At 31.3% G+C, this 25,546-nt stretch carries 24 protein-coding genes; 19 read left to right on the forward strand and 5 right to left on the reverse strand.

Features of this window, described 5'->3' with window-relative positions; genetic code table 11:
- The 18 genes from SOR60_RS04555 to iadA form a co-directional block, all read left to right on the forward strand.
- On the forward strand, positions 1 to 2,790 hold a 2,790-nt coding region (locus SOR60_RS04555), incomplete at its 5' end, for a glucosaminidase domain-containing protein (RefSeq protein ID WP_320595320.1).
- Between the two features lie 9 nt (positions 2,791 to 2,799).
- The gene (locus tag SOR60_RS04560) at positions 2,800 to 4,722 is read left to right on the forward strand and encodes a DUF859 family phage minor structural protein (protein ID WP_320595321.1); all 1,923 of its coding nucleotides are present in this window, start codon (positions 2,800 to 2,802) and stop codon (positions 4,720 to 4,722) included.
- A gap of 2 nt (positions 4,723 to 4,724) precedes the next feature.
- A complete protein-coding gene (locus SOR60_RS04565) occupies positions 4,725 to 5,171 on the forward strand; it encodes a hypothetical protein (protein ID WP_320595351.1) in 447 nt (148 codons plus the stop codon).
- 51 nt (positions 5,172 to 5,222) lie between these two features.
- Positions 5,223 to 5,567: a hypothetical protein gene (locus SOR60_RS04570; protein ID WP_320595322.1), complete on the forward strand. Its 345-nt coding sequence runs from the start codon at positions 5,223 to 5,225 to the stop codon at positions 5,565 to 5,567.
- Positions 5,568 to 5,688: 121 nt separating this feature from the next.
- Complete coding sequence (locus SOR60_RS04575; RefSeq protein WP_320595323.1) at positions 5,689 to 6,075, forward strand: hypothetical protein; 387 nt, start codon at positions 5,689 to 5,691, stop codon at positions 6,073 to 6,075.
- A complete protein-coding gene (locus tag SOR60_RS04580) occupies positions 6,068 to 6,829 on the forward strand; it encodes an endolysin-like domain-containing protein (protein WP_320595324.1) in 762 nt (253 codons plus the stop codon). Before SOR60_RS04575 ends, SOR60_RS04580 begins: the two co-directional genes overlap by 8 nt.
- Positions 6,830 to 6,918: 89 nt before the next feature.
- On the forward strand, positions 6,919 to 8,148 hold the full coding sequence (locus tag SOR60_RS04585; RefSeq protein WP_320595325.1) for a Fic family protein: 1,230 nt from the start codon (positions 6,919 to 6,921) through the stop codon (positions 8,146 to 8,148).
- 124 nt (positions 8,149 to 8,272) lie between these two features.
- Positions 8,273 to 8,443, forward strand: coding sequence for a hypothetical protein (locus SOR60_RS04590; RefSeq protein WP_320595326.1), 171 nt, complete (start codon positions 8,273 to 8,275; stop codon positions 8,441 to 8,443).
- Between the two features lie 117 nt (positions 8,444 to 8,560).
- The gene (locus tag SOR60_RS04595; protein WP_320595327.1) at positions 8,561 to 8,776 is read left to right on the forward strand and encodes a hypothetical protein; all 216 of its coding nucleotides are present in this window, start codon (positions 8,561 to 8,563) and stop codon (positions 8,774 to 8,776) included.
- Positions 8,751 to 9,272, forward strand: a complete 522-nt coding sequence (locus tag SOR60_RS04600) for a DUF2335 domain-containing protein (RefSeq protein WP_320595328.1) — start codon at positions 8,751 to 8,753, stop codon at positions 9,270 to 9,272. The genes SOR60_RS04595 and SOR60_RS04600 overlap by 26 nt, the downstream gene beginning before the upstream one ends.
- 905 nt (positions 9,273 to 10,177) lie before the next feature.
- A complete protein-coding gene (locus SOR60_RS04605) occupies positions 10,178 to 11,596 on the forward strand; it encodes an aspartate ammonia-lyase (protein ID WP_320595329.1) in 1,419 nt (472 codons plus the stop codon).
- Positions 11,597 to 11,610: 14 nt separating this feature from the next.
- Positions 11,611 to 12,909 (forward strand): dicarboxylate/amino acid:cation symporter, encoded by a 1,299-nt coding sequence (locus SOR60_RS04610; RefSeq protein ID WP_320595330.1) that lies wholly within the window; start codon positions 11,611 to 11,613, stop codon positions 12,907 to 12,909.
- A 7-nt stretch (positions 12,910 to 12,916) separates the two neighbouring features.
- The gene (locus SOR60_RS04615; RefSeq protein WP_320595331.1) at positions 12,917 to 13,633 is read left to right on the forward strand and encodes an aspartate/glutamate racemase family protein; all 717 of its coding nucleotides are present in this window, start codon (positions 12,917 to 12,919) and stop codon (positions 13,631 to 13,633) included.
- Between the two features lie 8 nt (positions 13,634 to 13,641).
- Positions 13,642 to 14,556, forward strand: coding sequence for a LysR family transcriptional regulator (locus tag SOR60_RS04620; RefSeq protein ID WP_320595332.1), 915 nt, complete (start codon positions 13,642 to 13,644; stop codon positions 14,554 to 14,556).
- 14 nt (positions 14,557 to 14,570) lie between these two features.
- Entirely contained in the window at positions 14,571 to 15,929 is a 1,359-nt protein-coding gene (locus SOR60_RS04625) for a class II fumarate hydratase (protein ID WP_320595333.1), read from the forward strand.
- 9 nt (positions 15,930 to 15,938) lie between these two features.
- Positions 15,939 to 17,114 (forward strand): NAD(P)-dependent malic enzyme, encoded by a 1,176-nt coding sequence (locus SOR60_RS04630; RefSeq protein WP_320595334.1) that lies wholly within the window; start codon positions 15,939 to 15,941, stop codon positions 17,112 to 17,114.
- A gap of 335 nt (positions 17,115 to 17,449) precedes the next feature.
- Positions 17,450 to 18,892, forward strand: a complete 1,443-nt coding sequence (gene nhaC / locus SOR60_RS04635) for a Na+/H+ antiporter NhaC (protein ID WP_320595335.1) — start codon at positions 17,450 to 17,452, stop codon at positions 18,890 to 18,892.
- Complete coding sequence (gene iadA, locus SOR60_RS04640) at positions 18,889 to 20,019, forward strand: beta-aspartyl-peptidase (protein WP_320595336.1); 1,131 nt, start codon at positions 18,889 to 18,891, stop codon at positions 20,017 to 20,019. The genes nhaC and iadA overlap by 4 nt, the downstream gene beginning before the upstream one ends.
- Positions 20,020 to 20,064: 45 nt before the next feature.
- Here the strand turns inward: iadA and msrB are convergent, their stop codons facing one another.
- Positions 20,065 to 20,499, reverse strand: coding sequence for a peptide-methionine (R)-S-oxide reductase MsrB (msrB, locus tag SOR60_RS04645; protein WP_320595337.1), 435 nt, complete (start codon positions 20,497 to 20,499; stop codon positions 20,065 to 20,067).
- 106 nt (positions 20,500 to 20,605) lie between these two features.
- Between msrB and SOR60_RS04650 the strand changes: the two genes are divergently transcribed.
- Positions 20,606 to 21,847 carry an aminotransferase class I/II-fold pyridoxal phosphate-dependent enzyme gene (locus SOR60_RS04650; RefSeq protein ID WP_320595338.1) on the forward strand — a complete coding sequence of 414 codons (1,242 nt, stop codon included), beginning with the start codon at positions 20,606 to 20,608 and terminating at the stop codon, positions 21,845 to 21,847.
- Positions 21,848 to 21,913: 66 nt separating this feature from the next.
- On the opposite strand, the gene SOR60_RS04655 is transcribed toward SOR60_RS04650, so the two are convergent.
- The 4 genes from SOR60_RS04655 to SOR60_RS04670 all read right to left on the reverse strand — a co-directional run bounded on the left by SOR60_RS04655 (position 21,914) and on the right by SOR60_RS04670 (position 25,483).
- On the reverse strand, positions 21,914 to 23,662 hold the full coding sequence (locus tag SOR60_RS04655; protein WP_320595339.1) for a phosphoenolpyruvate carboxykinase: 1,749 nt from the start codon (positions 23,660 to 23,662) through the stop codon (positions 21,914 to 21,916).
- Between the two features lie 103 nt (positions 23,663 to 23,765).
- Positions 23,766 to 24,086 (reverse strand): branched-chain amino acid transporter permease, encoded by a 321-nt coding sequence (locus tag SOR60_RS04660; RefSeq protein ID WP_154540785.1) that lies wholly within the window; start codon positions 24,084 to 24,086, stop codon positions 23,766 to 23,768.
- The gene (locus tag SOR60_RS04665; RefSeq protein WP_176269949.1) at positions 24,070 to 24,765 is read right to left on the reverse strand and encodes an AzlC family ABC transporter permease; all 696 of its coding nucleotides are present in this window, start codon (positions 24,763 to 24,765) and stop codon (positions 24,070 to 24,072) included. Before SOR60_RS04665 ends, SOR60_RS04660 begins: the two co-directional genes overlap by 17 nt.
- Positions 24,766 to 24,838: 73 nt before the next feature.
- Positions 24,839 to 25,483 (reverse strand): SdpI family protein, encoded by a 645-nt coding sequence (locus SOR60_RS04670; protein WP_320595340.1) that lies wholly within the window; start codon positions 25,481 to 25,483, stop codon positions 24,839 to 24,841.
- Between the last annotated feature and the right edge of the window lie 63 nt (positions 25,484 to 25,546).

Below are 25,546 nucleotides of genomic sequence, written 5' to 3' on the forward strand. Positions count from 1 at the left end.
CAAAAACAATCAGGATTAGATGCGAGATATATTTTAGCCCATGCTGCATTAGAATCTGGCTGGGGTAGGTCTAATATAGCAAAAAGATATAATAATTATTTTGGAATCGGGGCTTTTGACAATGATCCAAATAATGCTAAAAACTTTTCAAACTCTGGGCTTGCATCTGGAATAATTAATGGTGCAAAATGGATTGCAAAAAATTATTATAACTCTTCTTACAAGCAAACAACATTATACAAAATGAGAAATAATAATGGAGTACACCAATACGCAACCGACCCAAATTGGCACAATAAAATAGCTAATATAATGAAAGGGTCTGAAAGGTATACAAGACCTGCTGCTCCAACAAAAAATAAAACAAAGGAAGTTCTTGAAACTGTTACAGAAAATAAAGAAGTTGAAAAGGAAACAAATTTAAAAGGCTACAAGTATGATGATGGAAGATATTTTGTAGATAAGGATGGTAGGGTCTGTGATAGGGAAGCTAATGCAATTTGGTCAAAGCCAAATACTAAGGGTAGGTACTTATCAAGAGTTTATGAATCAGAAGCTACAAGTCAAAAAACACTCTTTGATGAATGTTTAAATCAATTAAAGAAAAATAATGAGCCTGAAATTTCTTATGATGTAAATCCTGATAAAATTCCCAAAGAAATTGATATTGGGGATAGGGTTAGAATTATTGACCACGATTATTCGCCAGCCCTTTATTTAGAAGCAAGGTTAGTTGATGTAACTACTTCAAGCACAAATGATTATATAGATCGTGCTGTTTTTGCTAATTTTGTGCCAAAAACAAGTGGAATAGCTGAAAGACTTTTAAATTTACAAAGTAATATACAAGATTTTAAATATTCCTTTGAAAACCAACCTTATCTAATGAGTCTTGAATCATCTTCAGGAAATGTTTTTAAAGATGATATAGTTGATACAAATTTAATTGCAAAGCTTACAAAGGCAGGAATAGACCAGTCGGCAAATGTTGATGGATATATTTGGGAGAGAATTTCCAAATATCCTGATAAATTAGTAATTAAAGATGAAGATTGGAATGAAAATCATAAGGATTTTAATGAACATTTTATTGAACTTAGTAGAAGTGATATTGAATTAGAAGCAACTTTTGTATGCTCAGCAATGCTTGATGACTTGGCAGTTGCTACAGCATCTTATACCATTAAAAATTTATCTATAGGAATTTACAAGCAAAAAGAAGAACCAAATAGAGAAATTTTAATGTGGGGAGATGTGTGGCAATGGGAAGAAGGAGAAACAAAGTTTAAAAGAATTTGGAAGGGGGACAGGTGGGAAGATACTGTTACTAAAAGAGATTTAGAGCTTATTGAACTTACTCCTGGTCCTCCTGGTCGAGATGGTAAGGATGGTATGCCAGGTAAAGCTGGGGCTGATGGTAAAACATCATACATGCATTTTGCTTATGCGGATAGCTCTGATGGTGCTGTAGGATTTACATTAACAGCAACTAATGGAAAGAAGTATATAGGATTTTATACAGATTTTGAAAAAACTGATTCCATAAATCCTAGTAAATATGAATGGTCTAAGTATGTTGGAGATGATGGAAAGCCTGGTAAGGACGGAAGTCAGGGAATACCAGGGAAGGCTGGGGCTGATGGTAAAACACCATATTTTCACACGGCATGGGCTAATAATTCTACAGGCACAAGTGGATTTTCAACTTCTCAAGCTGGTGATAAGGCTTATATTGGTACTTATACAGACTATACTAAGTCTGACTCTACTGACCCTAGTAAATATACTTGGCAATTGGTTAAAGGTAATAAAGGGGATAAGGGAGAAGCTGGAAAGCAAGGTGTAGCTGGTCCTCCTGGTCGAGATGGAAAGACTGGTAAGATAGGTCAAAATCTTTTGAGAAAGTCTAATGTGCCTATTGTAGATAATGTAGAGTATAGGTCTGGGCACTGGACTTTATGTGAAACGCCAGAAACTGGTGAAACTATGACTTTTACTTGTAAGATAAAGTTGGAAAAAGATGATAAACTTATGGTATTTAACTCTGGAGGAATGATTGAGCTTGATTGGTGGACTAAGCTATCTAAATCTCAAGAATACGCGATATATACATCTACGTTTAACTGGGAAGATAAAATATTATACAATGGACAAACTTATGAACAAGCAAACCCACCGACTTTAAGGTTATATACACACACTAACGGTAATGGGGAGAATAAGAATAGTAATAAGGTATCGATTGAATGGGCAACTCTTACAAGAGGTGATATTCCTGCTATTGAGTGGTCTCCTTGTTATGCAGATGTAGATGACGCAATATCAGAAAAAGCTAGCGAAGAAAGTCTACAGGACTTGCAAGTACATTTTGCAATGTATCCAACAGCGGAAGAACTTAACCAAAACAAAATAGATCTTATGAAACAACAAGCCTACCTTGACCAATTAAAAACAGCCATTGATTCTAACGCCTTAAGTCTAGAAGATAGGCTAAGTATAATTGAAGTCAATGTAGGAGCAGGGAAATTATCTCTAGAAGCTATTAATACCTACCTACATTTTGGAGAAGAGGGAGTTTTAATTGGAAAAGAAGGTGAACAAGTAAGGTTAAGACTTATTAATAATGCCTTGGAGATTACAGACGGTACGAAAGTAGTTGCAAGATTTGCAAACAACCAAACAGAAACACCAAACTTAAAAGTTTCAGGAGCCTTTGAATTTGGTTACCATTTGGCAAATAAGGTGGATTTAAATGGAAATAAATTTACTGTAATAAGTCCTAATATCTAGGAGGTGTGAATGGCAACATATAGCAAGACGATTAATAATGGTACAGGAACCATACATTTAGAAATAAGACAACAAAGCCAAAATATAGCTAATAATACATCTACTGTATATTATAATTTATACATACAGGGTGTTGGAGGTTATGGATTTTGGAATAATTATCATACAGGTAAAACAAGTGTAGTAATAAATGGATCAACTGTTCATAATCAGACAGGAAGAGATTTTGATTTAAGGGGTGGAGGAAGTCAGCAATTAGCTTCTGGTACTACTACAGTAAAACATAATGAAGATGGGTCTAAGTCCTTTTCATTTTCTGCTAGTCTTTGGTCGACTTCGGCAACAGGATATGTTTCTGGAAATTTTTCCTTATCTAAAATTCCTAGAGCATCTTCCTTTTCCTTGCAAAATTCTTCAGGAACTAATATAACAAGCATTTATGCAGGAAATGATGTTAAAATTGCTATTGATAAAAAAGTTTCTTCTTTTACCCATACTGTAAAAGTATCTTATTCTGGAAATAGTGAAACAATTGTAGATAAAACATCTTCTAACTCTGTGAATTGGTCAAATTCCACAAATGTGATGACAAATTACATGAAGAATTTAAAAAACATGAACCTTACTTTTACCCTAGAAACATATGATGGAAATACAAGAATAGGTACATCTTCAAAAAATTTAACTTTAAATGTACCAAGTTCAGCAGGTCCAAGCATTGATAGTGTAAACATTACAGAAGCTAACCAAAATAAAATTAATATAATAGGATCTAGTCCATTTTACCAACACCTAACAGATTTGAGGATAAAAACAAGTGGAACTGGGGAATATGGGGCTAGCATTAAGAGTGTGAATGTAAGTATAGGACCCTATAATATTTCTGGCCAAGATGCTATAATTAAAGACATTAATTTAACGGGAAGTCAAAGTGTAAAAATAACAGTAAACGACAGTAGAGATATGAGTGCAAGCACAACAAGGACTATTAATTTAAATCCTTATAACTTGCCTAACATATCTTTTTTTAATGCCTACAGAAACCAATCTAATAGCAAATACGCAAGTGCAAGGATGGCCATAACATCTACAGTAATAGATAATAAAAATCCTTTATCCGTAAAAGTAGATGTGGCAGAAAAAGATTCAAATTCCTGGAGAAATGTATATGCAGCTACAGTTGGAAATGGAAAATTTAATTCGACGATTTCCCTTGGTGGAGGTTTTGATGACTTTAAGGCCTATGATGTGAGGCTATCCATAGCTGATAAATTTAAAAGACACCAGGCCTTGTCAACTATACCTGCAACTAGTCAATCTTTAGTAATTGGAGCAAATAAAGCAGTTGTAGGGATTGGGAAGGTTCCTGAGATTGACAAGGGTCTTGAAGTTGATGGAATTATTAAAGTTGATGGAGATGGAGAGAAGAAAGCTGAGTTTTGTGGAGATTTTGGATCAAGATTAGATTTCATAATAAAAGGTGTAAGAACTAATTGGTTTGGGACTTGGGGAAAAGATTTGTTCTTTAATGGTAATGTTGCTTTTATGAATAATATTGCTATTAAGGATAAGCTAGTTCCATACAATTCTAGTCAAAATAAGCCTTTTGATGTATCTTTGAATGGTCTTAGTGGATATATTAAAGCTACTAGGGATCCTCTTGGCCATGTGCATTTGTGGGGGAAGGTTAAGATAAGTGGTGCTAATCCAACTAATAGGTGGAGTGTTTGGGGCAGTGTGCCTGCTAGTTGGGGACCTAAGGTTATGCTACCTATTTTGGCACAAAATGGAGGGTATGTAATTGTAGGTTTGGGTATCACTTCTGGTGGAGGTATTACTTGGATTGGGCAAAAGGGTAATTCTTATAGCCCAAGCGTTGGAGATGCGTTTGAGATTGATATGATTTATAGGGCAGGTGATGCTGATTGGTAGATGTGTTTGATAAAGTAAATTTTAAGTTAGCCTATATCTTGGATGATATGGGTTTTTTTATTGGGAGCTTGGAGATTGATACCAATGTAGAGCATGATTTTAAATATACTCTTATAAAACCTAATGAAAGATATATCAAACCTAAGTTTGATGGTGATAAATGGGTTGAGGGGGTAAATATGAGCGAATATATGGTTGATATGCTCTTACCTAATGAAAAAATGAAGCTTAGTGATTATGATTTTTTAATCTTAAAGATTTTAGGGATATTAAAGGAAGGAGGGGTGATGATGGAGAATAAGTGGTTCTTTCAGTATTGTATGTTCTGCTGGGCAGAAAGGAAGATTGAGGAGTCTTATCTTGATATGGCCAAGAAGTTAAACTTACTTAGTGATGAGCAAGTTATGATGATTAAGATGACTCCTAGAGTTAGTGAAGATAAGAAGTAGTTTTTTGTTTAAGGTAAGGAAAGGGGGAACCCTATGGAGTTAGGTGTACTTTTGAGTGCATTAGTTAAGAATGGTCCTTTAATTGTCATTGCGGGAATTTTTTTGAAAACCTATATGGATGATACCAGGATTAAAAGGGAAGAACGCAAGGAAGATAGGGCTATTCAAAGGGATAGTAACAATAAGCTTGCTGAGATTAGTGAGAAATTTGCTGTTGGGGCTGAAAAGACTAATCAAGAATTATGTGGGCTTAATAATAAGTTGGAGGTGCATAGTTCGTCGTCTCAAACTGCCCTTGCTGAGATTAAGCAAGGGGTAAACCAAATACAAAAAGACGTTACGATTCTAAACAATAAAATTGACGATATAGCAGAGGACATGGATAAAAGTGCTTAGGACTAGATTTCTCTAGTCCTTTTTAAGTACACATGAATCAATACATTAAATAACATGATGTGGATAAAGTGTTGGAAAATAGACGATACAATTTAACAAGGAACCTCACAAGGAGCAAAAAATGAATGATATTTTAATAAAAATTTTAGTAAGCGTAGGAATATTAGTTTTAACAAATGTATTTGTATATTTAAGTAACTTAAGCAAAGAAAAGATAGAAAAAATTGAAAATATAAAAGTAAGAGAAGCAAGCTACAAGCTATTAGATATAATTACAAAATGCGTATCTGCGACTAATCAAGAGTTTGTTGGAGATCTTAAAAAAGCAGGGAAATTTGATAGAGACAAACAAGAAGAAGCATGGAACAAAACAAAAAGTAAGATTAATAAGATACTAGATAAAGAATCTAGGGAAATTTTAGAAAAGGCTTATGGAGATTTTAACTCTTATATAAATCAAAGTATAGAAGACGAAGTTACAAAACAAAAAGGAGGGGAAAATGAGTAAAATTGAAACAGCTGTAAAATATATGATTAATGTAGCAAACGACAATAGACACGGATACAGCCAATATAACAGATGGGGTAGCCTAAACACTTGGAGTGATTATGATTGCTCTAGTTTAGTTATAAGTGCTTACCAATATGCAGGTGTACCTGTAAAGAGTAAAGGAGCAACTTACACAGGCAATATGTACAATGTCTTTTTAAAATGTGGATTTAAAGATGTTACAAATCAAGTTAATCTATATAACGCAAACGGAATGAAAAGGGGAGATGTACTCTTAAACCACAAATACCATACAGCAATGTATATAGGCAATTACCAAACAGCAGAAGCAAGCATAGACGAAAGAGGCGGAATTGTAGGTAGACAAACAGGAGACCAAACGGGTGGAGAAATCTTGGTAAGAAGATACAGAAACTACCCTTGGAATTGTGTGCTTAGATATGTAGGAAATGACAAACTTGAGGTATCTAGTCCTAAACCTAAAATTAAGCAATCATCTTCAAACGACAAGAAATTTATTAAAAACGAAAACTGGTATGGAGTTACCCAAGCCATATGCAATGTCAGAGCAGATGCAAGTACAAACTCTGCAATAGTTGCACAATATGGCAAAGGTGAAAGAATAAATTATGACAGCGTGTATGAGGGCGACGGATACAGGTGGATAAGCTATATTGCTTGGAGCGGAGCTAGAAGATATGTTGCCTACAGGAAATTAAGTGGAGATACGACACCTTGGATAGTGTTTTAAGTAAAAAGAAGTCTTATTTTTAATTTATATGGAAATTTATCTGCAATATGGTAAAATATTATATAATATTTTAATTAAGAGTGATAAATATGGATTATTTGTATAAAATTTATTATAAAAATAAGAATAAGCGGGAAGAAGTATATCAAAAAAGAATAAATAACGAGATATCTTTGATTACGAATCTAAAAATTAAGTCAAGGGGAGAAGAATATCCTCTATATTTTATTCCAAATATAAAGAGTGAAAATAAGATGGATAAAATAAGAAAAAATGATTACGTGCTTATGGATCTTAAAAAAAAACTTCCACCTGATGTAGGTCAATATTTGCTTATTGATGCTATAGCTAGTGAATTACAGAGTAGTAATGAACTAGAGGGAGTAAATTCGACTAAAGAGGAGATTATTTATTCTACAAATAGAATGCTAGCAAAAGAAGACAATAAAAAAGAAAGATTCAACAGCACTATAAATTCTTATCTACTGTTAATTGAAAAGAAATTAAGCTTGCCTGAAAGTTGCAAAGATATTAGGAAGATATACGATAAAATTATTGATGGGGAAGTTTCAAAAGAAGATTTACCTGATGGTAAAATTTTTCGAAAAGATTCTGTTCATGTTAAAAAGCAAGGAACTGTTAGTGGAGAAATAATACACAGTGGTATTGATGGAGAAGATAATATAATAAAAGACTTAGAAGAAATGCTATTTTTTTTGAATAATGAGAAGATACCTTTATTATTAAAGGTTGCTATTTGTCATTATTATTTTGAATATGTTCATCCTTTTTATGATGGAAACGGTAGGACTGGTAGGTTTTTATCAAGTATATATTTAGAAAATCAATATTCTTATTTAACTGCATTATCTTTATCTAGGGGATCTTATTTAGAAAAAGCAAAATACTATAAGGCTTTTGATAAAACTAATAACTCAATTAATAAAGGTGAATTAAACTTCTTTGTGGACACTTTTTTGAATATGCTCATTAAAGGCCAAGAAGAAATGATTGAAAATCTTATTGATAAGAATGATAAAATAGATAGTTTGATTGAAAAGATAGAAAATGATAATAATATACCAAAAGAAATAGAAAAGGTAACATTAGTGGGTTTTCTGCCAAGTGCATTATTTTTATCAAATCCACCTTTCAGTAGAAAAGAAATAATAAAAATGCTAAGTCGCGAGAGATTTCCAGAAAATAGAATTAAAGAAACTTTGAAAAAATTAGCAGAACTAGATTATATAGATGTTGTGAATAAACGACCTCTATCTTATAAAATAAGTGAAAGATATTTATTAAAAAATTTATATTAGAAATTAATAAGCGATTACATATGTAGTCGCTTAAAGTGTTTAAATTTAAAAGGAGTTTAAGAATGGATAATATTTTAAATAATTTAGGTCTTACAATTTGATAAACCTTGAAAGGTCATTGAATATGTTTTTTGTGGATAAGAAGTTAAAAGAAGATTTGACTGAGATTATTTCCAAAAAATATATTGAACTTGGTTTATTGGATAAGCCTTGTAGAGATTTGAGTATTAATACCTTAGAGGGGTGGAATCTTTTTGTAAAGAAAGATGAATATAAACGAGATTTGATTAAGTAATTGTAAAATGACCACTGGCTTTTGGCTGGTGGTCTTTTTTAATTTGAAAAGTAATTACTTTTATTGGTATAATAATAGTGATTAATATCCATGTTGGAGGAGTAGGAGGGATATTTAATGAAGGTTTTAAATAAACAAGATTTTAAAATTGATAGAACTAAGTATTTTAGTTTAGGTTATTTGAAATCTTTTGATATGTTTGGTTTGTTAAATAAATACAATGATGTAGACCGTTTAGGCCAAATAGAAACATATTCATATAAAACAGGATTTACAAAAGTAGGAAATTCTTTGAGGAAATTTATTAATGACGGAAAAAGAGATTATAAATAATGAAGATATAGAAAAAAGCATAAATGGTTTAGAAAGTCTAACTGATGATGAAATTAATATAATTAGTAGTTCTTTTATGAAAAATCCTAAAGAAGTTATGGAGTTGATTGAGGAAAACTCTACATTATCAGTTCAGCATATGGAGCAAATGGAACAGATGTTTGCAGGCCCATTGCCTCATCCAGATATTTTAAAAGGTTATGGGAATATTGATAGCTCTTTTCCAGATAGAATTTTAAAATTAGCAGAAAAAGACCAAGAACATAGTATAAGTATGGAACAGTATGCAATTGAAGAAAACTTTAAAGCTAATAAAAGAGGAACATATGCTGGACTAATAGTTTGTGTATTGGCTATATTTATAGGTGCATTTTTGATTTATAATGATAAAAGTGTGGCTGGATTAGTTACATTACTCACGCCATTAGCTGGTCTAATAGTAGTTTTTATAAAAAGTAATAAAAAAGATAATTCTAATTATAATAAAATTAATTAAGTATTTTGATAATGATAGATACTAACAAAAGAAAATGTATATTGCAAGTACAGATAACACTGTTTACACTTATTTTGGACAGAGATGTTAAGCGTAATTATAAGTACGCCCGTTTAAGTGGAGTGAGGCATTATGTCTCACTTTTTTATTTATAATAATTTATTTAGACACTTATGGGAAGTGTCTTTTTTTTGTGGTTATTTGTATATAAAAAACTTAAAGTTATTTTTAAAGTAATACTATTGGTATACTTGATTGTTTGATTGGCTTATAGGCTAAAATAAAACGTATTGCTTTGTTTTACTCGTTTATAAGATGTTTATGCTATATTTTCTTAACAAAAAATACAACCAGCGATAAGTAGAGGTAATTGTATAAAATTTTATGTTCATAGCTGTAAGTTAACTAAAAATAATTATTGTTTGGTTACTAATAGGTTACCAACGTACATTTTTTAATAAAATAGTTGTAGTTTTTTTGTAGTTATCCAACCATAGAAACCTGTTAATCACTTATAGGTTTTATACTTCTATCCTGCACCATATTAAAAAAAGAGAGATGTTTTATAGACATTTCTTTTTTTATTTAAAATTTTATAGTATTTAATATCTATTTTCAACAGCATAATTTTTGAAAATTAAATTTTCTTATAATTTATTTGATAAAAGTAAACAAGTAAATACTTATCAAATAAAAAATGTTTTATTTGAATTTTTTAAATATCTTTCTAAAAGTTTTATAAAATTTTAGAAATTTGCAAGTCTTTAACATTCTCAAATCAAGGTATATAAGTTTAAGCTTATGGATTATATGATAAAGTTATAATTTTACATGTAAAAACGTTTACAATATAATAATATTTGTAAACATTAGGTCTTATTTATTATAATCGAATGGAGGATAAAATGACTAGGTTTCGTAGAGAACATGATTCAGTAGGTGAGATGGATATTTTAGAAAATGCTTATTATGGTGCCAATTCCAAAAGAGCAGAAGAAAATTTTCCTATAACAGGGCTTAAAGCTGATGATAAGTTTTTAGATGCTTTAATTGAAGTGAAAAAAGCTTGTGCTATAGAAAATGAAAAGCTTGATTTGATAACAACTGAGCAAAAGGATGCTATTTTGTATGCGTGCGACAAGCTTTTAGATGGAGAATATAGAGATAATTTTATAGTTGATCCTATTCAAGGCGGTGCTGGAACAAGCTATAATATGAATGCTAATGAAATTATTGCAAACATTGCAAATGAAAAACTTGGAGGAAGACTTGGTGTATATGACATGGTTCATCCAAATGATGATGTCAACAAGGGTCAATCTACTAATGATGTTATTCCAACAAGTGGAAAAATTGCACTTATTAGATATTTTATTGAATTAAAAGATGAGTGTGAAAATCTTTTAGCATCTTTAGAAAAAAAGTCTGAAGAATTTAAAGATGTTTATAAGATGGGTCGTACTCAATTACAAGATGCTGTTCCAATTAGTTTAGGGCAAGAATTTAACGCTTATAAATGTGCTATAAAAAGAGACTATAAGAGGATGGATAGTGCAATAGAAATCTTATCTTCAGTAAATCTTGGTGCTACTGCAATAGGAACAGGTCTTAATGCAGATAGTACTTATGTTAAAGAAATTGTAGGTGTTTTAAAAGAGATTACAGGACTTGATTTAAAACAAGCAGAAGACTTAGTAGATGGTACACAAAATCTTGATTCTTTTCTTTTTTCATCATCAATTCTCAAGACTTTTGCCGCATCTCTTTCAAAGATTTCAAATGACTTAAGACTTATGTCATCAGGTCCTCAAACTGGTATAGGTGATATAAACCTACCTGTAAGACAAGCAGGTTCATCTATTATGCCAGGTAAGGTAAATCCAGTTATACCAGAGGTGGTAAATCAAGTTGCTTTTGCAGTTATAGGTAATGACACTACTGTAACAATGGCAGTAGAAGCAGGTCAACTTGAATTAAATGCCTTTGAACCGGTTATATTTTACAAACTTTTCGAATCTTTAAGAGCCTTAAAAGGAGCAATCTATACACTTAGAGTAAATTGCATTGATGGCATTACAGCCAATAAAGAAAAACTTCAAGATGAGGTAGAAAAATGTATAGGACTTGTAACAGCCCTCGCACCTCATATAGGTTATGAAAAATCAAGTGAACTAGCCCACAAAGCTCAAGATACAGGTAAAACTATAAGAGCGCTTGTATTAGAAGAAGGACTTATTTCTGAAGATCAACTTGATAAGATGCTTGACTTTAAGAAAATGATTACACCTGGAATCTTGGAAGAGGATCAATTAAATGAAAAATAATTTTGGAGGATGATATGACTGAAAAAAAGAAAATGAACCCCACTAAAAAAATACTTTTATCTATGCTCATAGGACTTGTGGTAGGTATAGGACTACATTATATAATTCCTGATGGATTTTTTAAACAATCAGTTTTAATAGATGGGGTATTTTACCTATTTGGACAAGGCTTTGTTAGATTATTACAAATGCTTGTAGTACCACTTGTATTCTTCTCAATAGGTACAGGCGTAATGCAAATGAGGGATATTTCCCAATTTGGTAGGGTGGCTATAAGAACCTTAGTTTTATATTTGATTACAACAGCATTGTCTGTAGCAGTTGCTTTATTTTTAGCAAAAATGTTAAAACCAGGTATCGGAATGAATCTTGTAGAAGCTGCAAATTCATCAACCCCTGCAGCTGATGCTGAAAAGGCACCAACCCTAATTGAAACTATAGTAAATATAATTCCTAAAAACCCAATAGAAGCACTTGCAAATGGTAATATGCTTCAAGTAATATTTTGGGCATTTATTACAGGTATAATAGTAGGAAGATTTGGAGAAGAGTTAAAACCATTAGAAGATTTAATGGAAGCAGGAAATGACTTTATGATGAAGGTAACTGCTCTTGTAATGAAGGCAGCACCTATTGGTGTATTTGCTCTTATAGCAAGAACTTTTACAGACATAGGACTTGGAATAGTAGGACCACTACTAACTTTCTTAGCGTCAGTTTTAGGTTCAATGGTGATAGTAATACTTCTTGCCTACTTACCACTTATAGTTCTTACATCAAAGTCAAGCCCGATGCATTTTTTAAAGAAGGTATTTCCAGTTTATACTTTTGCCTTCTCATCAGCATCATCAAATGCAACCATACCGCTAACTTTATCATCATGTGATACTCTTGGTATACCTCGTGAGATATCATCATTTACAATCCCATTAGGTGCTACTATAAACATGAATGGTACAGCAATTTATCAAGGTTGTGCGGTTATATTTATAGCAAATGCTTATGGTATAGACTTAACTTTCGGTAACCTTGTAACAGTTGTTTTAACTGCTGTTTTATCATCAATTGGTACAGCAGGAGTTCCAGGAAGTGGTATGATTATGCTTTCAATGGTTTTATCATCAGTAGGACTTCCGGTTGAGGGCGTAAGCCTTATTATGAGTGTTGAAAGAATAGTAGATATGTTTAGAACTGCTCTAAATGTAACAGGTGACGTTGTTTCAACATTTATATCAGCAACACAAGAGAAATTACTTGATAAAGAAAGATATTTATCAGACGAAAAACCAATGATGGAAGAAGTAGGTTTATAGGTGCTTTATGAGAGATTTTTTTGTAATATTGGGAGGCATGGGAACATTGGCTACAACCAATTTTCTTAATGATTTAAATAAGGCTTACAGACCAGATTCTGACCAAGAATACCTAAACTACATTGTTTTAAACCATGCGACTATACCAGATAGGACATCTTTTATTTTAAAAAAATCTAAGGAGAATCCGTTTGAATATTTAAAAGAAGATATAGAAAGTGTGGATAAACTTAATCCTGATTTTTATGTAATAACTTGTAATACAGCACATTTTTTCTATGATGATTTACAAAAACTTACAAAAAAGCCAATTATAAATATGATTGAGCTTGTAGAAAAAAAACTTAAAGAACTTGGCAAGGATAAGACAATAGGACTTTTTGCAACAGAAGGAAGTATAAAGTCTGGCTTATTTAATGAAGTGATTAAAAAATCCAAGCAAAAGGTATTAAAATCATCAAATGAGCTTCAGGAGATGGTTAATACTTGTATTTATAAGGATGTTAAGGAAAATGGTACTGTCAATTTTGAAAGATATCACAAAACTTTAGAAAAAATGATGGAAGAGGGAGCAGACTATATCATTATAGGTTGTACTGAGGCAAGTTTTATAAATAGTGAGGATGAAAAAAGAGATAAGTATCCACTTATAGATAGTGAAAAAGAATTAGTAAAGGAAAGTTTAAGGCTAGGGCTTAAGCTTCAGAAAAATATAGAAATATAGGAGATATTATGTCAGATAGGGACTTAGAATATATATCCACGATTTTAGAGTATGGTTCTATAACAAAGGCTTCTGAGAAAATTTATATATCCCAATCAGCCTTAAGTCAGTATATAATAAGGCTTGAGAATAGGCTTGGGATTGAGATTTTTAATAGGGATTATAAGCCAATAAGACTGACTGAAGCAGGTGAGATTTATAAAAAGTCCCTTGAAGAAATAGAAAAATTAAAAGAAGATACACTATTAAAAATTGAAGAGGTAAATAAGCTTAAGATAGGAAATATTAAAGTGGGATCAACTGATTATCAAAGTTACTATTTCCTATCCAAGGTCTTAAAAGATTTCAATGAAAATTATCCAGGTATAAGGGTAAACTTAGTTGAGGCAAAGACGAGTGACTTAAATAACTTAGCCTTAAATGGTGAATGTGATTTTGCCATAACCTATGAAACTAATGAATATGAAGATTTAAAAAGTATTAACCTTTATAGGGAAAATGTATATGTTGCAATCTCAAAGGATAATCCTTTGATTTCAAAGATTAATTTAAATGACAATAAAAAAATCCATTCAATAGATGCAAAATTACTTATGGGTCAAAAAATAATAAGAATGAAAAAAGGGCAAAATTTACTGCTCCAATACCAGGAGCTTGATGAGTTTACAGAAAACACCCTAAAGACAATCCTTGAAACAGATTCTATTTTTATAGCCCAAAAGTGTGTAAGAGAAAATATAGGTCTTGCAATTCTTCCAGAATCCATGCTAAAAGAAGACTATAAAGAGGTTATTTATTTTAAATTAAAGGAGGGTTTATCTTCAAGGACAACTATGATAAACTATTCAGCTAATCATAAGTTAAGACCAATTGCTAAAATATTTATAAACATGTTAAAAGCTTATGCTAAAGAAGAATTTTGAATTGAGGTAAAGAAATGAAATACAGACAAGAAGAAGATTCTCTAGGTATAGTTAATGTTCCATCCAATCACTATTGGGGAGCACAGACAGAAAGATCTCTAGAAAATTTTCCTCAAGGTGTTGAAAAAATTCCACACTCTCAGATAATGGCCATAGTTACAATAAAAAGGTCAGCAGCCATTGTAAATAATCTTGAGAAAAAATTAGATGATAAGAGAAGAGACTTGATTGTTAAAGCCTGTGATAGAATTTTAAGTGGAGAATTTGATGATGAATTTCCACTTACGGTATGGCAAACAGGATCTGGTACTCAAACAAATATGAATGTAAATGAAGTAATAAGCCACGTTGCTAATGAAGATGAAAAACTTATTCACCCCAATGACCATGTAAACATGAGCCAAAGTTCAAATGATGTTTTTCCAACAGCCATGCATCTTTCAACCTTAAAAAATTTATCGGAAAAACTCATAATAGAGGTTTCAAAAACTATTGACTGCTTTGATGATTTAATCAAAAAAAACGATAAGTTAATAAAAACTGGGAGAACTCATCTACAAGATGCAACTCCTATAAAACTATCTCAAGAAATTTCAGCTTGGAAGGTATGTCTACAAAGAAATTTAAAAGTTTTAAGGGAAGTAAAAGAAGAACTTAAGTATCTCGCTATAGGAGGTACAGCTGTAGGAACTGGAATAAATGCCAAAAAAGAATTTGGAGAGGAGATGGCAAAAGAGCTTTCAAAAATATATGATATGGATCTTAAATCAGATGAAAATAAATTCTTCCAACTTTCATCAAAATCAAGTCTTGTAAATGTTCACGGAGCTATAAAAGCATTGGCAACAGATCTTTATAAGATTGCAAATGATATAAGATTTTTATCATGTGGACCAAGGTGTGGTATAGGTGAACTTATAATACCATCTAACGAGCCAGGTTCATCTATTATGCCTGGTAAGGTAAATCCAACCCAAGTTGAGTCTATTACCATGATATGTATAAAAGTTTTGGCAAACGATCTAGCAATTTCTATGGCAAATACCCAAGGTCAACTACAATTAAATGCCTATATGCCTCTTATAATTCATTCAATGGATAACTCTATTACACTTCTTTCAAAATCTATCCATTGTTTTAGAGAAAAACTTCTAAGGAATCTTGTGGCAAATGAAGGAAAAATAAATGAAAATCTTGATAAATCACTTATGCTTGTAACAAGTCTTTCACCTAAAATAGGCTATGATAAGGCAAGTGAGATTGCAAAATATGCCTTTAGTAAGAATCTTACTTTAAAAGAGGCAAATAAAGAACTAGCTTATTTAAGTGATGAAGAATTTGATAAGATAGTAAAACCTGAGAAAATGGTATAAGGAGAAAAAATGGACAACTTAAAAGAGAGAGCACTTGAATTACACAAAAAAATTCAAGGAAAAATATCAACAGAATTAAAAACAAAACTAGAAGATAAGGACGACTTATCCTTAGTATATTCTCCAGGAGTAGCTGAACCTTGCAAAAAAATACATGAAAATGAAGAAGATGCATATGTATATACAGGAAAAGCAAATACAATTGCAATAATATCAGACGGATCTGCTGTTCTTGGTTTAGGAGATATAGGCGCAGCAGCAGCCTTACCAGTAATGGAAGGAAAGGCTTGTTTATTTAAAAAATTTGGTGGTCTAAATGCAGTTCCACTTGTTATAAATACAAATGATACGGAAGAGATAATTAAATTTGTAAAACAAGTTTCACCTACTTTTGGTGGTATAAACCTTGAAGATATTTCATCTCCAAGATGTATAGAAATTGAAACCAGACTAAAAGAAGAGCTAGATATACCAGTTTTCCACGATGACCAACATGGTACAGCAATAGTTACAATTGCTGCTTTAATAAATTCCCTAAAACTTGTAGGAAAAAAACCTGAAGATTGTAATGTAGTAATTTCAGGAGTAGGAGCTGCAGGCTCATCTATAGTAAGAATGTTAAATGATTTTGGAATAAATGATATTTTTGCCTTTAACTCAAAAGGAATATTAAAAGAAAGCGAAGAATATTCAAAAGATTTATATAATAAACTTGCTAGAGAAACTAACAAGGAAAATAAAGACTATAGTTTGGAAGAGGCTATGAGAAATGCTGATATATTTGTAGGAGTATCAGTACCAAATAAGATAAGTAAGGAAATGGTAAAATCCATGAGAGATAATCCTATAATACTTGCTATGGCAAATCCAGATCCAGAAATTACCTATGAAGATGCAAAAGAAGCAGGAGCAAGGGTAGTAGGAACAGGTAGAAGTGATTATCCTAATCAAGTAAACAACGTTCTAGCTTTTCCAGGTCTTTTTAAAGGTGCCCTATCAGTTCATGCTAGCGCCATAACTGAGAAAATGAAAATTACAGCGGCAAGGGCTATAGCAAGTTTAATATCAGATGAAGAGCTTAAGGATGATTACGTTATACCATCTCCATTTGATATGAGAGTTGCTGATGTAGTGGCAAAAGCTGTTGCAGATTGTGCTAAAGAAGAAGGTATAAGTCAAAAATAAGCATTTATATTTTTAAGATAAATAAAGCTATATATTTAGATTTAATGGGGCTGTTGCAAAATTATGAATTTCTAACGTTGCATCATTAAAAGTTACTCATAGACAATTTGAGAATATCTTGCCACTTAAGTAGGTAAATTGTCGTGGAGGAGTTTGTAATGATTTTGAACGATTAATTCATTCTGCAACAGTCCCATTTAATTTTCTATATACTAATAGGGAAAGTTTGACTACAACCACTAATTTAACAATTTACTTTAATAAATTCTTTGCTTGACTTTTTATCATTCTTTATTGTATTATTATGTAAATAAAATATAAAAATGGAGAATAATATGAAAAAAGAGAAAAAGAAACCTAGTACTATACAGGCTATGTCACCTTTAGTTGTAATGATTGTTCTTTTAACTATTGGTGTTGGTATATTAAAACTTAGGGCAGAGCCAATAATTTTACTTTGTACTATTTTTGCAAGCATTATTGCAATGAAATTGGGATATACTTGGGAAGAACTTCAAGTTGGAATTATAGAAAAGATTTCAAGAGCCCTCCCAGCAACTCTGATTCTATGGTCAGTAGGATTTCTTATAGGGGCATGGATGTTTTCAGGAACTGTACCTATGATAATTTATTATGGGGTACAAATTATGAATCCTAGATTCTTATATTTAAGTGCCTTTTTAATTACAGCAGTCCTATCAACTGTTACAGGAACCTCTTGGGGTTCAGCAGGAACAGTTGGTGTTGCTATTATGGGAATTGCTCAAGGACTTAATATGTCCTTACCTATAACTGCAGGAGCAGTAGTTGCAGGAAGTTATTTTGGTGATAAGTTATCACCTTTTTCAGATACTACAAATCTAGCTCCACTTGCTGCAGGTTCAAATCTTTATGAACATATAAAACATATGCTTTATACTACAATTCCCGCATCAATAATTTCAATTATAGTTTATCTTATTGTAGGACTTAGGGCTGATGTAACTGTCACAAGTAGTGAGTCTGTAGCCCTAATTCAAAATCAACTTTCTGGAATTTATAATTGGAATATTTTACTTATCTTACCAGTTATTATTATGCTTGTAGGATCTATACTTAAGTATCCAACACTTCCAACCATGGTAGTAAACTCTTTAGTTTCAGTTGTAATAGGTGTTTTTGTCCAAGGTTTCAGTCTTAAGGATGGATTTATTTCTATGATAAATGGATTTAATATTGAAATGACAGGTTTTCAAGCTAATATCATTGATGATATTCAAACCCTTATAAATCGAGGTGGGGCTGTTTCTATGACAACCACTACAGTTTTGGTGTTTTGTTCAATGGGATTTGCAGGTGTCATGTCAACATCTGGCATGCTTGATGTAGTTTTAGATGCAATACTTAAGAGAGTCAAGTCTACTTTTGGAGTTATCTTATCAACTATAGCATCTTGTTTTACAGTTGCTTTTGTTACAGGAAATTCTTATCTTTCAATTCTTATACCAGGAGAATTATTTAGAAAAATTTATCTTGAAAGAAATCTTCATCCTAAAAATCTTTCAAGAACTTTAGAAGATTCAGGTACAGTTTTAGTTCCACTTATACCATGGTCTGCAGCAGGAGCATATATGACTGCTACCTTAGGGGTTGAAACCTTAGCCTATCTTCCATGGGCTATATTAAATTACACAGGAATAATGATGGCTATAATACTTGCCTTTACTGGAATTGGTATAACAAAAATAAGTGATAAGGAAAAGGAAGAATTTTTGAAAATAGAAAGAGAAAGCAAATGATTTTAATTAAAAATATAAAAATTGTGGGAAATAAGTCTCTTACAAATATCTATATTGCCAATGATAAGATTTTAGATATTAGTGAGGATGATAAGAAATATCCTGTAGATTGCATATATGACGGAAAAGAAATGATAGTTATTCCAGGACTTATTGACCAACATATTCACATTACAGGTGGTGGTGGAGAAGGGGGATTTAATACAAAAGTTCCCGAAATTTCTTTATCAAAACTTATAGAAGCTGGTATTACAACAGTAGTCGGTCTTCTAGGAACTGATTCAGAAACTAGAAGTGTAGAAAACTTAGTTGCTAAATCTCTAGCTTTAACTAAGGAAGGAATAAAGACTTATAGTTTAACAGGATCTTATGCTTATCCTAGTCCGACTATAACAGGTTCTATAAAAAAAGATATTATATTTATTGATCAACTCATAGGAGTCAAGATTGCAGTAAATGATCATAGGGATTCTAGCCTTGATTATAAAGAACTTCAAAGAATAGGAGCTGATGCTAGGGTTGCTGGAATGATTTCAGGAAAATCAGGTCATGTTACAATCCATATGGGAGGGGGTAAGTTTAATTTTAAACTAATAGATGATGCTTTAAAATATTCAAACCTTCCCACATCTGTATTTAGACCAACCCACGTTAATAGAGACCCTTCACTTTTTGAAGATGCCTTAGACTTTGCTAAAAGGGGTGGCTATATTGATCTCACCTCTGGAATGGGTAAGGATTACCTAAATGATGCATATGCTTATAAGAAAGCAAAAGATAAGGGGGTTTTAGAAAAAATAACCTACTCATCTGATGGATATGGGTCTTGGTCAACTTATGATGATGATGGAAATCTTTTAGATATAGGCTATACTCCAGTTAATACAGGGATTATTGCTATAAAAGAGATAGTAAAGTCAGGAGAAAAATTAAAAGAAGCCATAAAGCCTTTTACTATAAATGTAGCCAAGGCTTTAAAACTTGATAGGGAAGTAGGAAAAATAAAAAAAGATTATAAAGCTAATCTCCTACTTCTTGATGAAAATTTAGATATAAATACAGTGATTTCAAATGGCTTATTTATGATGAAAGATAAAAAAATTGTAAGAAAAGGAACCTATGAATAAAAATAGCAAGGCAGATAGATTTTGATCTAGACTGCCTTGCTATTTTTATTCAAATAAAGTTAAATATTTGCCATATCCTTTTTCTTCAAGTTCATCTTTGGAGATAAATATAAGACTTGCTCCATTTATGCAATATCTTAGCCCACCAGTCTCTTTTGGTCCATCAGAAAATACATGACCTAGATGGCTTTCTCCATCTTTTGACTTAACTTCAGTTCTTACCATACCATGAGATAAATCCTCAAATTCATCTATATTATCTTCAAGTGGTTTGGTAAATGAAGGCCAACCACATCCAGCATTGAACTTATCCCTTGATGAGAATAAAACTTCACCAGAAACCTTATCTACATATATTCCATCTTCAAAAAAATTATTATATTTACTAGAAAAAGGCTTCTCTGTAAGTGAATTTTGTGTAACTTCATAAGATAGCTTATCAAGCTCTTTTAATCTTTCTTTTTTTAAATCTTTATCCATAATATCCTCCTTGTATATTTTACTTAAAAATAAAAATTTATCCAAGTATTACTTTAAAATTATAATAAATTCTGATACAATATTATAAAGATATAGGGAGAAAATTATGGAAAAAAATATATTGGCTGATCATGCAAGATGGCCAAACCTTGAAGATTCAATCTTTAAAGTTGGCGGTGAAGCAAAAAAAGCTATAGAGGAAAAGGGAAGAGAAAAGATTATTAATTCAACTATAGGAGCCCTTATAGATGATGATGGAAAACTGATTGCTTTTGATAGTGTATACGATACTTTAAAAAATATGGATAAGAGATCTATAGCAAGTTATGGAGCAATAGAGGGCGATAAGGACTTTTTAGAAGGTGTTATATCTAAATGTTTTGGAAACTATAGACCAGAAGGATTTATTAGGTCTATTTCTACAGTAGGTGGTACAGGTGCAGTAAGACATGTATTTTGGTCACTTCTAGGTGAAGGTGATTATGTAATCTGTCCTAATTGGTATTGGCCTGCCTATATGACTATGTGCGAAGAATTCAATAGAAAGTTTAAGACATATGAATTTTTAGATAAGGACTTTAATTTTAATATTGAAGCCTTTAAGCTAGCCCTTGATTATGCTCTTGATAAAAGAGATAGGGTAGTTTGTGTATTTAACTCACCGGCTAACAATCCTACAGGTTTTACTATTGATGATTCAATGTGGGATAAGATTATAGATATTATTAAAGATAGGGCAAAAGAAGGAAAGTATATAACAATTCTTCTAGATGTAGCCTATATAGAATTTGCAGGAGATGGCTCTCAAAAGAAATTTTTTGAGAAATTTTCATACTTACCAGAAAATATACTTACTACAGTTGCATATTCTATGAGTAAATCATATACAGCCTATGGTCTTAGAGCAGGAGCTTGCATAATTGTATCTAAGAAAAAGGAAATAGCAGATTCTGTATTTAACTCAATGAAACATTCAAATAGGGCAACTTGGTCAAATATAACTCACGTTGCTATGACCCTTCTTACAGAAATTGAAAAAGATAAGGAAAAATCTAAATCTTATAAGGATGAGCTTGAGAAATATAGGATTAAACTTCAAAAAAGAGCCGATGCTTTTATGGAAGCTTCTAAAGAAGTAGGGCTTATTACACTTCCTTATTTTGGTGGTTTTTTCATATCTATTCCATGTGATAGATCAGAGGAAATCGCAGAAAAGCTTAAGGAAAATGATATATACATAGTAGCAAATAAACAAGGCCTAAGATTTGCAGTTTGTGCTGTAAGTGAGGATAAGTGTAGGATAAGTCCAAAGCTTATAAAGGATACGATTGATTTTATAAATAAATAAATTTTATATGTATTAGAAAAGTGGATGTTAAAGAATGAATTAATCTTTGTAACATCCACTTTTTTATTAGTCTTCAATTTCTTTAATAAGCTCAAATAGTTCTACAGCAGCAGCTCTTGGTCCTATAAATTGCATATTTTCTAGTCCCAATTGAGTTTTTATAGTACCTACTTTTACCTTATTTTTATATAGTGTATCAAAGTATAAATCTAGAAGTTTATCACATTCTTCTCTTTTTTGAACAGGTCCAAATGGATTTGCAAAATAGGTTTGTACAAGTCCTGTTTCAGTTGTAGTTCCTTTAGCAAGTCTTCCTCCTCTTTTAAATACTCTTAAAGCTTCAGATTTTTTGTCAAGTAATTCGATTGACTTAGCATTTTCCAAAACTGCTGAGTAGTTATCGGCATAAAGGAAAAAATCAACTTCATATCCCTTATTTATTTCATCAAAACTTGCAACAGGCATTATAAGTCTTGAGTTTACCTTATCAGGATTCATGAAAACTGACCTATCGATTTGTTTGAATGCATAGCCTGCATCTAGGTCGTCAAGTCTTACAAAAGCACCAATTTCTGTACCATAAGCATATACTTTTCCATTTTCAATTCTAAAAGAACCCATATCATCAAATACTATAGTAAGCTCTTTAATATAATCTTTTGCGAGAGTTCTGAAAGCTTCTATAGATTCACTTTTTCCAGCTCCTGAATCTCCTAATATAACTATATTTACAGTTTTGTTGTTTTGTAAAACTACAGAAAGCCCTGCACCATGAATTGGCAAATAGCCCTTTTTGATGTTGATAACATTGTTTAAAGTTAAAACCATTTTTTTAAGGTATCCAAAATAATCAATCTTATCTGAATAAGCGATATATCCTACATAAAGTTCATTTTCCTTATCATAGTAGAAAGAATTTTTCCTATCTCCCTTATCTTTTGGTCCATAGATATATATTGCATCTGGTTTTTCATTTTCTATATCCTTTACTTCTGCAAGCTCAAAGAGATTTGATGCAGAAACCCCATGAGTAAGCAAGTCTCTGTGAAAATAAATGTATATTAGGTTATCACCAACCTTAGCTGGATAGCAGAAAAAGTGAGGATAATTTATATTAGTATCCAAGATTGGATTTTTATATACTTCTTCAAACACACCATCCCTTTTATTAGACTTAGTATAGGTAATATAAGGAGTTTCTATCATAACTTGGGTGATAAAAGGAATCTTATTTAAATTATTATAAATTTCTGGCAAGTCCTTATTAAAATACCTAATCATAATTGAAGCATCACAGGCAGCTGGAACTTGTCTATAAACCTTTGGCCAAGCACCTGTTATATTCATTTCAATTCTTCTATATGACTGAAGAATCAGATTTTTTAGTTTTTCATTAAGCTCAACAAAATTTACAACTCCAACCCCTCGAGAGTCTTTTTTTTGCTCAATTATTGAATATCTTTCCAGATTTCTCCAATAGTCATAATATTCTTCAACTATTTTTAAAACACCTTCTTTTTGTTCATCAAGCTTATGATATTTATTAATCTTTGATGATATTTCTTCTATATTCATAACTGTAAGAAGCTTTAATATATCTACTAACTCTATTGCTAGATTTTCTACAGATGAATTAATAAAAAATTGCTCTATGTATGCATAAACTCTAGATGATTCATTTTTATGATAGGATATAAATGACTTAGTTAAATCGAGAAAAGATTTACTATCTAATAGTTCATCCACATCATTGAAAAATTGCTCAGAAAAATTAAGTATGACCTTATTTCCTGTTATTGAAAATTCTTTACTCATATTATCTCCATTCTTTTCTATTTTTATTGATAATTTTTATTAATTATATAACAAAGTAGAGTGAAAAACAAGAATAAAAAAAAGCAGGATAAATCCTGCAAAATTAAATAAATACCGTTTGAATTAAAAACATATAAACAAAAGTTCCAGCTGCAATTGATAAGAGTAGGTTTTTTTTCCATAAATGCAGCAAAATTACAACAATAGATGCGATGATTTCTGGTATCCCATAAAATGGAGATGAAAGATTTGTATCTTTTAAGGCATATACTACCAACAGCCCCATTATAGATGCAGGAAGATATTCTCCAAGATAATCTATTATATCAGGGACCTCCTTATTTTTAAGAAGAAAAAAGGGAACAGCCCTTATTACAAAGGTAACTAGGCTTGCTGTTATGAGTATTTTAATAAAATTTTGCATAGTTGTTTTCCTCGATTTGCTTTCTGAAAAAAAGAAGAACTATAACAATTATAACTATTGATGGGATCATAAAACTACCACTTCCAAATATTAATAAGCATATAAAAGGAATAATAATACCAATAATTGAAGGTATTACCTTTTTAGGCTCTTTTATATTTCCAACAAAAAGTGCCATAAACATGGCTATTAAGACAAAATCTAGTCCTTTTGTATTAATATCAAAAAAGTCTCCAAAAAGTCCTCCAAGAAAACATGCAAAAACCCAATATATATAGCTTAAAATTTCAATAGCAAGGATAAAATCTTCTCTTTTTACATTTTTTGGTGTTTTAAGGCTTGTTATAAGGGCAAAAGCTTCATCACTTAGGCCGTGTATAAAGAAAAGTTTGTGTTTTGTCTTTTTAAAAGGTCTTATAAGTGTAAGACCATAAAAGAGATATCTTATGTTTATAGACAAGCTAAATATAGCTATCGATATTAAAGAAATTGGATTTGCAAAAATCGGTATAAGGGCATATTGCAAACTTCCAGCATATATTACAGCTGAAATAAGGCCTGTTTGTATGGCGGATAAACCTACTTCACTAGCTAGTAAACCAAAGGCTATTCCTAAAAATAAGTAACCTAAAAGAATTGGTACTGTATAAGGAAAGGCCTTTTTAAATGCGATTTTCATTCTTTCTTTATTCCTCTCTTATATAAATATTTTTATAAATTTATATAATTATATCACAATTATAAGTGATTTGCTATTTATTTGCTAAGTTATTATAAATTAGATAAGAATATATAAATGAAACTATAATTGTTAAAATAAAAAGGCTTGTTAGTAGTATAAAGGCAATCTTTACTGAAAATCCTAAAATTATCAGGCTAAAAACTCCATTTATAAAAAGTAAGAGTCCAGAAAGCTTTTGAGTTTTTTTCCAAACATAGTCATTTTCTAAGGCCCATGGTGTTCTTATTCCAAGAGTATAGTTTCTCTTTATTCTTGGCATGAAAACTCCACTTATAGCTATAAAAACAGCTATAACCGCTACGATTATCCTTCCTACATTTAAAGATGGGTCAAAAGTTTTTCTTATAGTTAGGCCAATTATAAGAAGATTAAGTATAGGAATTGTTAACAAGCTTATATGTTTGTAGGACTCATCATGTTCATTTCTTTTAGGATCTAGGGTTAATATAAAATAAAGAGCAAGGTAGACTAGAACCATAAATATAACTATAAACAATAGAGCATTAATTTTTTTGGCATAAATATCAACCTGCCAGTCAAAATCATAGTGAACAGGAATTCTTACAGGCAACCTATCATAATAAATAATTGCAAGAATTATTGATATAAGAAATAAAATAAATGATAGTAATAAATTTTTCCTATTTTCTTTCATAAATTCCTCCTTTTATAATATAATTATAGCTATTTTTTAAATAAAAGTATACAATATTAGAGT

Origin of the sequence: Anaerococcus porci, assembly GCF_034090325.1 — a bacterium.
In the GTDB taxonomy this organism is placed as follows: Bacteria; Bacillota; Clostridia; order Tissierellales; family Peptoniphilaceae; genus Anaerococcus; species Anaerococcus porci.

Bases quoted from the DNA above. Each gene is read 5' to 3' on its own strand.
- SOR60_RS04560 (WP_320595321.1), top strand. From the start codon at position 2,800: ATGGCAACATATAGCAAGACGATTAATAATGGTACAGGAACCATACAT.
- SOR60_RS04575 (WP_320595323.1), top strand. From the start codon at position 5,689: ATGAATGATATTTTAATAAAAATTTTAGTAAGCGTAGGAATATTAGTT.
- SOR60_RS04580 (WP_320595324.1), top strand. From the start codon at position 6,068: ATGAGTAAAATTGAAACAGCTGTAAAATATATGATTAATGTAGCAAAC.
- SOR60_RS04585 (WP_320595325.1), top strand. From the start codon at position 6,919: ATGGATTATTTGTATAAAATTTATTATAAAAATAAGAATAAGCGGGAA.
- SOR60_RS04590 (WP_320595326.1), top strand. From the start codon at position 8,273: ATGTTTTTTGTGGATAAGAAGTTAAAAGAAGATTTGACTGAGATTATT.
- SOR60_RS04595 (WP_320595327.1), top strand. From the start codon at position 8,561: ATGAAGGTTTTAAATAAACAAGATTTTAAAATTGATAGAACTAAGTAT.
- SOR60_RS04600 (WP_320595328.1), top strand. From the start codon at position 8,751: ATGACGGAAAAAGAGATTATAAATAATGAAGATATAGAAAAAAGCATA.
- SOR60_RS04605 (WP_320595329.1), top strand. From the start codon at position 10,178: ATGACTAGGTTTCGTAGAGAACATGATTCAGTAGGTGAGATGGATATT.
- SOR60_RS04610 (WP_320595330.1), top strand. From the start codon at position 11,611: ATGACTGAAAAAAAGAAAATGAACCCCACTAAAAAAATACTTTTATCT.
- SOR60_RS04615 (WP_320595331.1), top strand. From the start codon at position 12,917: ATGAGAGATTTTTTTGTAATATTGGGAGGCATGGGAACATTGGCTACA.
- SOR60_RS04620 (WP_320595332.1), top strand. From the start codon at position 13,642: ATGTCAGATAGGGACTTAGAATATATATCCACGATTTTAGAGTATGGT.
- SOR60_RS04625 (WP_320595333.1), top strand. From the start codon at position 14,571: ATGAAATACAGACAAGAAGAAGATTCTCTAGGTATAGTTAATGTTCCA.
- SOR60_RS04630 (WP_320595334.1), top strand. From the start codon at position 15,939: ATGGACAACTTAAAAGAGAGAGCACTTGAATTACACAAAAAAATTCAA.
- nhaC (WP_320595335.1), top strand. From the start codon at position 17,450: ATGAAAAAAGAGAAAAAGAAACCTAGTACTATACAGGCTATGTCACCT.
- iadA (WP_320595336.1), top strand. From the start codon at position 18,889: ATGATTTTAATTAAAAATATAAAAATTGTGGGAAATAAGTCTCTTACA.
- msrB (WP_320595337.1), bottom strand. From the start codon at position 20,499: ATGGATAAAGATTTAAAAAAAGAAAGATTAAAAGAGCTTGATAAGCTA.
- SOR60_RS04650 (WP_320595338.1), top strand. From the start codon at position 20,606: ATGGAAAAAAATATATTGGCTGATCATGCAAGATGGCCAAACCTTGAA.
- SOR60_RS04655 (WP_320595339.1), bottom strand. From the start codon at position 23,662: ATGAGTAAAGAATTTTCAATAACAGGAAATAAGGTCATACTTAATTTT.
- SOR60_RS04660 (WP_154540785.1), bottom strand. From the start codon at position 24,086: ATGCAAAATTTTATTAAAATACTCATAACAGCAAGCCTAGTTACCTTT.
- SOR60_RS04665 (WP_176269949.1), bottom strand. From the start codon at position 24,765: ATGAAAATCGCATTTAAAAAGGCCTTTCCTTATACAGTACCAATTCTT.
- SOR60_RS04670 (WP_320595340.1), bottom strand. From the start codon at position 25,483: ATGAAAGAAAATAGGAAAAATTTATTACTATCATTTATTTTATTTCTT.